This is a genomic window from Maribacter sp. 1_2014MBL_MicDiv, assembly GCF_001865655.1.
Lineage (GTDB): Bacteria > Bacteroidota > Bacteroidia > Flavobacteriales > Flavobacteriaceae > Maribacter > Maribacter dokdonensis.
Map to the genome: position 1 here is coordinate 2,377,451 of NZ_CP011318.1, position 12,113 is coordinate 2,389,563.

11 protein-coding genes are annotated in these 12,113 nt (G+C 36.2%); 2 read left to right on the plus strand and 9 right to left on the minus strand.

Features of this window, described 5'->3' with window-relative positions:
* The first annotated feature begins 53 nt into the window (after positions 1–53).
* On the plus strand, positions 54–713 hold the full coding sequence (locus tag YQ22_RS09990; protein ID WP_058104143.1) for a hypothetical protein: 660 nt from the start codon (positions 54–56) through the stop codon (positions 711–713).
* On the opposite strand, the gene YQ22_RS09995 is transcribed toward YQ22_RS09990, so the two are convergent.
* The 7 genes from YQ22_RS09995 to mfd all read right to left on the minus strand — a co-directional run bounded on the left by YQ22_RS09995 (position 710) and on the right by mfd (position 9,103).
* On the minus strand, positions 710–2,029 hold the full coding sequence (locus tag YQ22_RS09995) for a TlpA family protein disulfide reductase (RefSeq protein WP_071341082.1): 1,320 nt from the start codon (positions 2,027–2,029) through the stop codon (positions 710–712). The two genes, YQ22_RS09990 and YQ22_RS09995, sit on opposite strands and share 4 nt — an antisense overlap.
* 165 nt (positions 2,030–2,194) lie before the next feature.
* Entirely contained in the window at positions 2,195–2,527 is a 333-nt protein-coding gene (locus tag YQ22_RS10000; RefSeq protein ID WP_071341083.1) for a tellurite resistance TerB family protein, read from the minus strand.
* A gap of 8 nt (positions 2,528–2,535) precedes the next feature.
* A complete protein-coding gene (locus YQ22_RS10005; protein ID WP_071341084.1) occupies positions 2,536–2,865 on the minus strand; it encodes a hypothetical protein in 330 nt (109 codons plus the stop codon).
* 97 nt (positions 2,866–2,962) lie between these two features.
* Entirely contained in the window at positions 2,963–4,237 is a 1,275-nt protein-coding gene (locus YQ22_RS10010) for a serine hydrolase domain-containing protein (protein ID WP_071341085.1), read from the minus strand.
* Between the two features lie 62 nt (positions 4,238–4,299).
* The gene (gene yiaK / locus YQ22_RS10015; RefSeq protein ID WP_198033479.1) at positions 4,300–5,313 is read right to left on the minus strand and encodes a 3-dehydro-L-gulonate 2-dehydrogenase; all 1,014 of its coding nucleotides are present in this window, start codon (positions 5,311–5,313) and stop codon (positions 4,300–4,302) included.
* A gap of 93 nt (positions 5,314–5,406) precedes the next feature.
* A complete protein-coding gene (locus YQ22_RS10020; protein WP_071341087.1) occupies positions 5,407–5,733 on the minus strand; it encodes a TerB family tellurite resistance protein in 327 nt (108 codons plus the stop codon).
* A 1-nt stretch (position 5,734) separates the two neighbouring features.
* Positions 5,735–9,103 (minus strand): transcription-repair coupling factor, encoded by a 3,369-nt coding sequence (mfd, locus tag YQ22_RS10025; protein WP_071341088.1) that lies wholly within the window; start codon positions 9,101–9,103, stop codon positions 5,735–5,737.
* Positions 9,104–9,227: 124 nt separating this feature from the next.
* On the opposite strand from mfd, the gene YQ22_RS10030 reads away from it, so the two are divergent.
* Complete coding sequence (locus YQ22_RS10030) at positions 9,228–10,577, plus strand: dihydrolipoyl dehydrogenase family protein (RefSeq protein ID WP_071341089.1); 1,350 nt, start codon at positions 9,228–9,230, stop codon at positions 10,575–10,577.
* Here YQ22_RS10030 and YQ22_RS10035 read toward each other — a convergent pair.
* Both YQ22_RS10035 and pdeM read right to left on the minus strand, forming a co-directional pair.
* A complete protein-coding gene (locus tag YQ22_RS10035; RefSeq protein ID WP_071341090.1) occupies positions 10,574–11,377 on the minus strand; it encodes a hypothetical protein in 804 nt (267 codons plus the stop codon). The genes YQ22_RS10030 and YQ22_RS10035 overlap by 4 nt on opposite strands.
* Before the next feature lie 58 nt (positions 11,378–11,435).
* Positions 11,436–12,107 carry a ligase-associated DNA damage response endonuclease PdeM gene (gene pdeM / locus YQ22_RS10040; protein ID WP_071341091.1) on the minus strand — a complete coding sequence of 224 codons (672 nt, stop codon included), beginning with the start codon at positions 12,105–12,107 and terminating at the stop codon, positions 11,436–11,438.
* Positions 12,108–12,113 lie beyond the last annotated feature (6 nt).

Genomic DNA, 12,113 nt, shown 5'->3' on the forward strand with positions numbered 1-12,113 from the left:
TTTTGTTTTATTTATAACAAGTTGTTATATTTGCACAACAACCAGTTATAAAAATGAAAACAATATCGTCAGTCGTTGAAGAGTACATCAAGAAAAAACCATTTTTGCAAAGTGCTCTTGCTCAGGGAATCATCAATCTTACATCGCTATCTAGAATAGTAAAACCAGAAATTGAGCATGAATTAGGTAAGGATATTCGTAATGGTGCAATTGTAATGGCACTAAAACGCTTGTCCGATGACCTGGAATTTAGAGCAACCCACAAAATTCTTAAAGTATTAAAGAATATTGGTGAGATTACCGTAAGGTCTTCTTTGACCGATTATACTTTTTTGGCATCGGACAAAATATTGGTGCACCAAGCTAAGCTTCTTGAAGAGATCAACGATAACCAAGATGTATTTTATACCTCTAGCCGTGGTGTTAACGAAATAAACATTGTTATTAGCAATGTGATGGACAAAACGGTTGAAAAGCTTTTTAAGGATGAAAAATGTACACAAAAAGCAGAGGAACTTTCTTCCATAACGGTAAAATTACCTGCTGAAAATGTTTCGGTACCCGGAATATATTATTTTATTTTTCAGCGCTTGGCTTGGGAAGGCATTGTACTTTATGAAGTAATTTCTACAACCAATGAGTTCACTATTCTTGTTAATGACGAACAAGTAGATATGGCATTCAAAACTATTAAGGATTTAAAATCTCTTTAATTTTCTAGAAATTCAACCACCTCTTTATCAGATTCTGGTTTAGCTAAAAATCGCTTTTCGCTATCCAAGATAAAATAGGTTGGTGTACTTTGAATACCAAAGGTTTTGGCATAATCACTTTCCCATTTGCCTAAAGCAATGGCGTGGTTAAATGCAGGTAATGTGGCAGATACTTTTTTCCAATTAATGGCATCGTCCTCTAAACCAACGGCTATTACCTTTAAATCTTCATATTCTTTAAGTTCTTTATGAAGTGTAGGTAGTTCTTTTAGACAGTGAGAACATGTGCTGCTCCAAAAAATAAGTAAGTAGTTTTCTGCTGGGTCAATGGTCGAAAGTGATTTCTTCTTACCATTGATTTCCCAGGTTATATTAGGAGATATTGCACCAATTCTTAACCGTGAAGCCATTTCTAGTTCATCTACAAGTTTTTGGTCATTGTTAGCTATTGCTGCTTTTTTCAAATAATTTTTAAAAATGTAATCTTGAACTTCTGCCATACCGTTGGCATCCGCAATATTCCATAATTGGTGAAATGATCTTACTTGAAAACCTGTAGATGTATTCGCAATCTTAGAAGCGGTAACATTTACATTTTTAATGACTTCTGTAATTAATTGTTCTTTGGTGGTAATATTCACCGGTAATGCTGAGAAAACGTAACTGGCAAATTTATCGGTCAAAAAATTAGAGCCCTGTAGTATAGGATCATTGATAGTTAAATGATCAAAATGATGCTGTTTTTTATTTTTCAGGAAGGTTTCTAGATTCTCATATTCCGTAGGTAAATAACTACGGTTGGCCTTTATGAATTTATGAGCAATAGTATTGGCATGGTTCTCCTCGTATGTATCTTGTAGTGTTTGTAAGTCTTTAAGAAGGGCCATGTATTCTTTTTTTGAATCTTTGCCTAGCTCATAATATTCCAATAAACGGTCTTGAGCAGTTGTTATTTTTGAAAAATATTCATTGTACCATTTATTTTCTATTGAGTTGGTTATGGTCAACCCATCTTGAAGGTCAAAATTGAATTTTACCTCTTCTTTTTTATCATAGATGATATCAATATAAAACTCATCTTGTGGTACTGCATAAACTAGTCTGTACATGCCTGCCTGTGCGGTCACGGGCATTTCTAAAGTAAATGCACCCTCTTTAACAGCGGTGTCTTTACTGTAACGTTCACCATTGGGGGTGAGCTCATAGGCAATGAGCCATTTAAAATCTTTTGCCGGGGAAAAATTGCCGCTTATAGAACCTTGCGCTTGTATACTTATGGTAATAAAAAAGATGCAAAAACGTAAAAATACTCTCATGCTGAATTAAAAAACAATTATTATACCAATTACCTTGCTAGCACCGGTAAATAAAGATGTTGATTTAAAAGGTATTGTTTTGGTCATTGACGAAGTGAAGATTTTAATATTCACGGTATAAAAGTACTAATAGACCCGCAATTGAAAGCTTTAATTTTGAAAAGGTTATGATAATTCTTTTTCAATTTCCATGTGGCCAAGAGCCTCTGAAATTTTTAATATTTCTTTTTCATGTACAAAGCCATCTGATAATGCAACTTCATCTAAGAGTTGGGCAAGAGCCTTTTTTTTGGGCAGGGACATTGTACTTAAAATCTTATAGGCTAAATCTTTATTTAAATTTCGGGCTTCACCTATAAAGAAACTGTCAAAAGTAAAGCGATCCATTAGTTGGGTAAGAAATTGCATTTCTGCAGGAGCAACCTTGCTATCGGCTAAAATAACATAGTCAACCATTTTTACCACAGCTAGCTTTTCTTCCTTTGTGTAATTCATCATACTTTTAGTTATTCCGTTTCTTCGCCTAAGCCTATATTTATAAATGTTTCTATGATTAGATCCATTTCTTTTTTATGAATGGCACCGTCTGATATAGCAACCTCATCTAAAATTTGGGCCAAAGCGTTCTTTTGATCATGGGGCAAATTATAAAGGGTTATTAAGGCATTGTCATAGTCCAATTTCTTTGCACGTTCTAAAAATTTATTATCAAAACCGATAATGTTCTTTAGTTTGTTTAAGGTTTCTAATTCCGCGGGGTGAATTTTACCGTCTGCCTCTATAACCTCATAAATCATTTTTACAAAGGCCGCTTTTACAAAATCTTCAAACTCCATGTACTTTTTTTTGGAGCTGAAAGATAAGAAAAACAAGAGGATATCTTATTGACTTTAACTACTAGTTATTCACTAATATTTTAGAAGCTATATTAATTTAAATGGGGTAAGGACCATATACTGCATCTCTAAATTGCTTATGTAACCCTATCTGGTCATAAGGAAAAAGTTGTACGAACAATACAGCCGTTAATTGATTTACGGGGTCCACCCAAAATAAGGTAGACGCTGCACCGTCCCAATAAAATTCGCCAACCACACCGTTATTTTCTTCTGGCGTTTTTGGTGGTGCCACCCTAACGGCAAAGTCAATGCCAAAACCGACCTGACCTTTGCTGGGCAACCAAGAACGTTTGGTAACACTATCAGGCAAGTGGTTGGTAGTCATAAGTTTTACCGTTTCTGGTTGTAATACCTGTACGCTATCTAAACTTCCTTGATGGACTAGCATTTGTGCAAAACGCATATAATCATCTAAGGTTGAGGTAAGTCCAGAGCCACCACGTGTAAGTGGCCAATGTGCTGTATAATTACTGTAGGTTGTAGTATCTTTAACTAACTCACCTTCACCTTTTCTAATATATAATTTTGAGAATCTATCTCTATCTTTTTTAGGTATGAAATATCTGGTTTCATCCATTTTTAAAGGAGATAATACATGTTGTTGTACGTATACACCGTAGGGGATTCCTGAAATTCTTTCTACCAATAAAGCTTGTACATCTACACTGGGACCATATTCCCATTGTGCACCTGGCTGAAACCATAAAGGTACTTTTGCCATTTTTTCCGCCATTTGAGTAAGTGTATTTTCTCTATTCATAGCATCTGCCTTACGAAATAACTTGCTTAAGCCAGGAATGTCGTCCCTGTTGGGAAAACCAGCGGTATGCCTGGTTAGATCTCTAATGGAAATTTCTCTCTTTAGTGGTACGGTTTTCATTTTGCCATTTTCATCTACACCAGCATACACGGTCATATTTTCAACCTCGGGAATGTACTTTGACAAAGGGTCATCCAGTTTGAATTTTCCCTGCTCAAATAAAGTCATTAGAGCCGTACCCGTAATGGGCTTTGTCATGGAGTATATTTGAACTATAGTATTTCTTTGCATTGGTTTTTCTAAGGCGATATCGGCATAACCAAAAGCATTATAATATACCTCTTCTCCATTTTCAAAAATGAGTGCAGAAGCACCGGCAATATTTCCAGATTGTACGAAAGCGTTGAGTACCGAGTCTATTCTTGCTTTTGCAGTTGTGGTAATTATTTTGTTTTTGATTATAGCTTTCTCAGGTGCTTTGCCCTTAGATACTTCTTTACAAGAGCAAACAATCAATAAGGCGAGAAGTGGGAGTAGAACTTTTTTCATGAGCATTACATTGATGGTGAAACAGTTAAAGGTATAAAATTATACACTTGACAATTAATTGTTTACGCAATAAGCTCAAGAATTTTTTTCCATATTACCGTGTTGACCTGCATTCCTTCTTTAATGGATTTTGACCTTTGTTTTAAAGTTCGTTCCCCAGGGTAGTAGGTTCTGTCTCCCTTTGAGATTGGACTGCTGTCATGGGCAAAACCAATAATTTCGTTTAGCAGTTTTTCTTGAATTTCTGTATCCTTAAAGGTTGATGGGTCTATGCATAGAAATACTTGTGATAACGCGGTTTCATCTTTTTCTAAGCCTATTTTATACGTTGAGTTTCCTGCTGACAATAAAGTGGCCAACATATCTAAAATCATTGATAGTGCAGATCCTTTCCAATAGCCAACGGGCAATGCCTTACCAGAATCAATAATGGCTTTTGGGTCTTTACTTAAATTTCCGTCATTATCCCATCCACCGTCAAAGGGTAAATCTTGGTCGTTTAAAGCTAAACTTTGCATTTTTCCGAAAGAATATTGTGATAGTGCCATGTCTAAAACTACATGTCCATTTTTACGTGGAATACCAATGACTAATGGGTTATTGCCAATTCTATTTTCTTTTCCGCCCCAAGCTGGCATATTAGGTATGGTGTTTGTAAAAAGTATAGAGATGCATCCTTTTTCAGCTGCTTGCCAGGCATAAGTGCCACCGCGCATCCAATGATTGGTATTTCTAAGGGCAACTAAGCCCATGCCGTGCGTTTTAGCCATATCAACAGCCCTGTTCGTACATTTTATGGCGTTGAGTACGCCAGATGCACGGTTGCCATCCCATCTTTCTATACTTCCCATAGCAGTAACTTTACTTGCTGTGGTGTCTATATTAATTAACCCCTTTTTTAAGTAATCTATAAATACGGGTATTCTATTGATACCATGGGAATATATGCCATCAATTGTACTTTCGGTATGTATACGGGCCAATGTTTTTGCCTGTTCTTGTGGAAAATTGTATTTGGTGAACAAAGTCGCCAATACAGTTTGCATTTCTTGTGTAGAAACTATGGTGTGGTTCAAAACGGTTTATTTAAATTCTACCGTTAAGATACATAAGTTGCTACGGATAATAAAATAATATAGAGTCAACACAATTATTGTAACAGGATATGATTAAGCTTTTTTAGAAACGCCTATCTCTGAAAATACATGACGTATTACATCACTTTCCTTTTCATGCACATAGCCATCTGAAATAGCGACTTCTTCTAAGATTTCTGCCAGTTTACTTTTTTTATCTTCAGTCATTTCCTTTAGAATAAGTACACTTTGATCAATGTCTATGGTACGTGCCTGAATTAAGAAATTACTATCAAAGTCAATAATGGGCATTAATTTGCTAAGGGCATTAATTTCACCTTCATGTACTTTACCGTCTGCAATGATTACAGAGTCTATAAGATGGACGATTGCCAATTTTTCTGAGATGTCAAATTCCATTTTATACTGTTGTTTTTTCTTTACTTTCAAAGGGTCTTAATGCTAAATAAGCCCTGTCAATTGATCTTATACTATCAAAAACCAATAAAAGTCTTAGACCGTTACGGGTCTGTTTTTCTTTAATCTTGCATTGCTGAGCATGTGATTGTACATATTGTAATACTTTGGTAAATGTTGAAGTTTGATAAAAGGCCGATTGTTGGTCACTTATAAAATAACCGATCATTTTACCTTGTTTCATTACAATTTTCTCTAAACCAATGCTGTTAGCAATCCATTTTATACGTACTGAATTCAGTAAATCTTGAGCTTCATCGGGCAATTCGCCAAAACGGTCTACAAGCTGTGCTTCAAATTTTTGAAGGGCTTCCTCATCCTTTACTTGATTCAGTTCTGTATATAACGTTAGTCTTTCTGTTATATTATTGATGTAGTCATCCGGGAAGAGTAATTCAAAATCAGAATCTATCTGTGTTTCTTTTACAAATATCTTTTCTTGCTTGCCTTCAACTTCATCATAAAGGTCTTTAAATTCATTTTCTTTTAGTTCTTCTATGGCTTCGGCAAGAATTTTTTGATAGGTTTCAAAACCAATTTCATTGATAAATCCGCTTTGCTCACCACCTAATAGGTCTCCCGCGCCTCTAATCTCCAAATCTTTCATGGCAATGTTAAAACCACTGCCCAGTTCTGTAAATTGTTCCAAAGCCTCAATTCGTTTGCGGGCATCGGTTGTCATTACTTCGTACGGCGGTGTAATAAAATAGCAGAATGCCTTTTTATTACCACGACCAACTCTACCACGCATTTGGTGTAAATCACTTAGACCAAAGTTATTGGCGTTGTTAATGAAAATTGTATTGGCATTGGTTACATCTAAACCGCTTTCCACAATTGTTGTTGAAACCAGAACGTCAAATTCACTGTTCATAAAACCAAGCATTAACGCCTCTAGTTTTTTGCCGTCCATTTGACCGTGACCAATACCTACTTTTGCATCGGGTACCAATCTTTGGATCATACCGGCCACTTCTTTTATGTTTTCAATACGGTTGTGAATAAAGAAGACTTGTCCACCTCTTTCAATCTCATAGCTTACCGCATCCCTAATAGTTTCTTCGTTAAAACGGATTACCTGACTTTCAATAGGGTACCTATTTGGTGGTGCTGTGGTTATGGTAGATAAATCTCTGGCTGCCATTAAACTAAACTGAAGTGTTCTTGGTATTGGCGTAGCCGTTAACGTTAAAACATCTACATTTTCTTTAATTGATTTTAATTTGTCTTTTACGGCAACCCCAAATTTTTGTTCTTCATCTACTATTAAAAGTCCCAAATCTTTGAATTGGACATTTTTGTTGACCAGTTGATGCGTACCAATAATAATATCTACTTTGCCCTCACCTAAACGCTGAATGGTCTCTTTTTTCTCTTTTGCCGTTCTAAACCTATTTAAATAATCTACGGTTACCGGCATATCTTTTAAACGTTCGGAAAAAGTTCTATGATGTTGAAAAGCCAAAATAGTAGTTGGTACCAAAACAGCAACTTGCTTGCCATTATCCACTGCTTTAAACGCGGCCCTTATGGCTACCTCGGTTTTACCGAAACCTACATCGCCACATATTAAACGGTCCATAGGGCGTTCACTTTCCATATCGCGCTTTACGTCTTCGGTAGCTGAACTTTGATCGGGCGTGTCTTCGTAGATGAACGAAGCTTCTAGTTCATTCTGTAAATAACTGTCTGGATTATATTGGAACCCTTTTTCCAATCTTCTTTTTGCATAGACCTTAATAAGGTTGAAGGCAATTTTCTTGACCCTGGATTTGGTCTTATCCTTTATTTTTTTCCACGCACCAGAACCAAGTTTGTAAATTTTTGGCGGAGCACCATCCTTACCGTTGAACTTGGATATTTTATGTAAAGAATGTATGCTTACGTATAAAATATCTCGCTCGCCATACATTAATTTAATGGCTTCTTGCTTTTTACCTTCAACATCTATTTTTTGTAATCCGCCGAATTTTCCAATTCCGTGGTCAATATGGGTTACATAATCACCAATTTCAAGCTTGTTCAGCTCTTTTAACGTTATGGCCTGTTTTTTGGCATAACCGTTCTTTAAGTGGAATTTATGGTAACGTTCAAATATTTGATGGTCAGTATAGCAAACCAGTTTTTGGTCGTCATCTATAAAGCCTTGAAAAAGGGGCGAAACAATGGTTTGGTAATGAACTTGTTGGTTTACTTCTTCAAAAATGTCATGAAAACGTTTTGCCTGTTGTTCACTGGCACAGAATATAAAATTGGTGTATTCTTTGTCTTTATAACCATTTAAGTTTTCGATTAATAAATCGAATTTTTTGTTGAAAGATGGTTGAGGTTTTGAGTGAAATTCAACAAGGTTGGGCGCATCTTTATGGGCATCTTGACTTAAAACCGTAAAACCGGAAAGTTGCTTCCTAAATTCATTACCACCCATAAAAAGTTCTTCGGGCTCGGTATGTTTTATATCTTTTGAGAGTTTTGTGAATGCTTCCTTTGCCTTGCCGAAGAAATCATCTAATCGGTCATATAATAAATCGGTGTTTTTAGCAAATACCAATGTTTTAGAGGCAACATAGGTTAAAAAGCTTTGGCGTTTTTCAACCAAAAACTTATCTGCCATATTTGGCACTATGGTAATTGATTTTATTTTCTCTTTTGAAAGCTGCGACTCAACATCGAAAGTACGAATGCTGTCTATTTCATCTCCAAAAAATTCAATTCTATAGGGTTCATCGTTAGAAAACGAATAGACATCAACAATACCGCCCCTAACTGAAAACTCACCAGGTTCTGTTATGAAATCTACGCGTTTAAACTTATACTCAAAAAGTATTTCATTTAAAAAGTCTAAAGAAAGCGTATCCCCTAACTTCATTTTTAGGGTATTCTTGTCCAATTCTTTTCTGGTGACCACTTTTTCGAACAGCGCATCTGGGTAGGTGACAATTACCGCAGGTTTTTTTCTGGAATTTATTCTGTTCAATACCTCTGCCCGTAAAAGCACATTGGCATTGTCTGTTTCTTCAATTTGGTAAGGTCTTCTATAACTGCCCGGGTAGAATAGCACATGGTCTTCACCAATTAGCCGTTCTAGATCATTAAGGTAGTAGGCCGCCTCTTCCTTATCATTGAATATCGCCAAAAACGGTCGGTCTTCAGATTCGAAAATACTAGAAAGTACAAAGGATAACGATGATCCTACAAGACCTTTCAGTTGAATATTTTTTGTTCCTGATTGTTCAGATTCGGCAATAGCGTTTTGCAGTTTCCCTATTTGGGGAGACTGGGCATACCGTTGTTGGATAGAAGAATGACTCAACAGTTTAAATTTTTGCAAATATACGTATACCTAATTAATGGATACCACTCATTATTATCACATATGGGCTACACATTACCCTTAAAAAGTTGGAAATTGTGATGTAGCTAATAAAGTAAGGTTTATGGAAGAGAATGCATTTGATGTTTTTGTAATAGGAAGTGGTATCGCCGGGCAAACCGTGGCAAAATCATGCGTAGAGGCTGGTTTAAAAGTTGCTATAGCCGATAACCGTGAGTTTGGAGGTACTTGTGCAAACAGAGGTTGTGATCCCAAAAAAATACTATTAGGGGCAATGGAGGCTTATGAACTTAGTAAAAATTTGAAGGGGAAAGGCGTTGCCAAAACACCTAAAATTAACTGGGGCAAGTTGCAAAAGTATAAACGTAATTTTACTGTTAACGTGCCTGTTGCTACAGAGCGGGTTTTAAAAGAGAAAGGTATTCACCTCTTTCACCAATCTCCAAAGTTTATTGATGAGCGAACGTTACTGGTGGAGGGAAAAAAAATAAGTGCCCAAAAAATTGTGATTGCTACAGGGCAAGTACCTAGAAAAATAGAAATTAAGGGCTCAAAACATTTTAAGAATAGTGATGATTTTCTGAACCTTAAAAAATTGCCAGAGCATATTGTTTTTGTTGGTGGTGGTTACATTGGGATGGAATTTGCCCACATGGCGGCACGCGCAGGAGCAAAGGTCACTGTTGTAGATACGGGTAAACGACCATTACATGCATTTGATCCAGACTTGGTTAAAGCGCTGAAAAAGTATTCTGAATCTTTAGGTATTACTTTCATTTTTGAGGCGAAACCAACTTCACTTAAAAAGAAACGAAAGAAACATATTTTAAGCTATGAGGTAAAAGGTGATATAAAAATTATTGAAGCCCATATGATTTTTAATACTGCAGGTCGTGTACCGGCATTGGCTGAGCTAGATTTGGATAAGGGTAATGTTGATTTTACAGATAGCGGAGTAGTTACCAATGACTTTTTGCAAAGTAAGAGCAATGTCAATGTTTATGCCTGCGGAGATGTGTCTGACAAAAATTTGCCTTTGACCCCTCTTTCTGGAAGACAAGGTTATGTAGTTGCAGAGAATATTATCAACGGAAATAAAAAAGAATTGGAAGTACCTGTAGTACCTTCTGTTGTTTTTACCTTACCAAATTTGGCTACCGTAGGTTATTCTGAAGAAGAAGCCCGTGCTAGATATAAAAATATCATTGTTAATTATGAGGTGTCTACAAATTGGTTCAATGCCAAGCGCATAAATGCACCGTTGTATGCCTACAAGGTAATCTTAAACGAAAGAACAAGAGAGATTGTTGGGGCTCACTTAATTGGTCCTAATGCTGGTGAGACCATAAACATTTTTACCATGGCTATAAATAATAAAATGACAGATAGGGATATTAAGTCGACTATTTTTACGTATCCTTCGTGGGTAAATGATATTAAGAGTATGGTTTAATTCTTACCGCTCAATCTTTCTTTCAGTTTTTTAAATGGGTTGGTCTCATGATTTTTCATGGCATGAATGGTAATTGCAACAAAAAGTATAATAACACCTGTAATAGCCGCATAGGCAATGTACATATTGGACCCGTTGTGTCTTATAAAAATGGCAAATAATGCCCAAACACCAACCAAGGCAAACTCTCGCATGTTTCTTTTCCAAATCATCAATAGATTAATGATCGTAGCCGCTACAATCATATTGATCGTCCAGGCTTGTTCAGAAAGTATGCCCCCGTTCCAATCTAGTTTACTTAAATATGCCGCAATGTTGGCTATGGTGGCTACAGAAATCCATCCACTATAAAAACATATAGGCCACCAAACAAAGGCTACTGTGGAAATTGGGGCGTCCCAACGTTCCATATTTGTATTAAGAATTATTTTTATCAGTGACAGTAATATCCCGAGCATGATAATTACTGAAAATCCTGTGTAATTGTACATAAAGGCAAACACCCAACAACAGTTCAATATATTGGCTATAAAGAACCAATACCCAGTCTGTTCTATAAAATTGCTTTTTTTGTTACTGTAGAAGGCTCTCTTTACTTGAAAAATACCATAGCCCAGTAAGCCTAGAAATATAATGCCCCATATGGCAAAAGCATATCCGGCAGGGGTAAACAAGTTGTAATAACGCCTACTCATTTCACCTATAGTGGTGTCGTTAAGTGAAAAGGCTTGTGAAATATAATTCACGGCAATTACCAAAACAACAGATACCAAATTAAGTATGGATAACTTTTTTTTCATCCCTATAAAAATATCATAGATATTCTATAAAGGTATGCCCTTTAGCGTATTAAATGGACTATTTTCGTTTAAACCGCTTTTTTTTCACCTCTTTTATAGGTACGGGTAATACGGCATCACCCATAAGGGCATAGACTTCACAGCCCTCACAAGGTTCTAGGGTATAGGTGCCCGTAAACTCTCCAAAAGCAGGTAATATCATTTGATGTTCCGTTTTGTAGAAGCATGGTAAACGTACCGATTGCCTACCTAATCCACTCAATTTAATGGCAGGATGAATATGCCCTGAAAAATTGAAGAAACCATCGCGCTCCTCTGGATGATGTGTAAGTAAAAAAGAATCAAGCGTTAATTCTGGAATTACCTTAATATTTAGCGCTTCATATTTAAGCGGAGAAATTATATCGTGATTACCACTAACTAAAATTATTTCTTGAGCGGTTTTTTGTACCCAATTTTCAAATAACAGCCATTCTGTATTTAAGGCAGAATGGAATAAATCTCCTAAAAAAACAATCGTTTTTGGTTTAAAATGTTCAACGACCGCTGTTAACGCTTCAAAATTTTGCTGTACGGCTTGTTGTGGTACCGCAGCGCCATATTTTCTAAAATGGGAAACTTTGCCCAAATGCACATCACTAATTAAAAGTATGGAGTGCTCTTCCCAAAATAAAGCACCTGAGAAATGCATTTTAAAGGTGTGGTCTTTTAGAATAATAGTGTGGGTCATTACTGC

Bases quoted from the DNA above. Each gene is read 5' to 3' on its own strand.
- YQ22_RS10005 (WP_071341084.1), bottom strand. From the start codon at position 2,865: ATGGAGTTTGAAGATTTTGTAAAAGCGGCCTTTGTAAAAATGATTTAT.
- YQ22_RS09990 (WP_058104143.1), top strand. From the start codon at position 54: ATGAAAACAATATCGTCAGTCGTTGAAGAGTACATCAAGAAAAAACCA.
- YQ22_RS09995 (WP_071341082.1), bottom strand. From the start codon at position 2,029: ATGAGAGTATTTTTACGTTTTTGCATCTTTTTTATTACCATAAGTATA.
- YQ22_RS10035 (WP_071341090.1), bottom strand. From the start codon at position 11,377: ATGAAAAAAAAGTTATCCATACTTAATTTGGTATCTGTTGTTTTGGTA.
- pdeM (WP_071341091.1), bottom strand. From the start codon at position 12,107: ATGACCCACACTATTATTCTAAAAGACCACACCTTTAAAATGCATTTC.
- YQ22_RS10000 (WP_071341083.1), bottom strand. From the start codon at position 2,527: ATGATGAATTACACAAAGGAAGAAAAGCTAGCTGTGGTAAAAATGGTT.
- YQ22_RS10010 (WP_071341085.1), bottom strand. From the start codon at position 4,237: ATGAAAAAAGTTCTACTCCCACTTCTCGCCTTATTGATTGTTTGCTCT.
- YQ22_RS10020 (WP_071341087.1), bottom strand. From the start codon at position 5,733: ATGGAATTTGACATCTCAGAAAAATTGGCAATCGTCCATCTTATAGAC.
- YQ22_RS10030 (WP_071341089.1), top strand. From the start codon at position 9,228: ATGGAAGAGAATGCATTTGATGTTTTTGTAATAGGAAGTGGTATCGCC.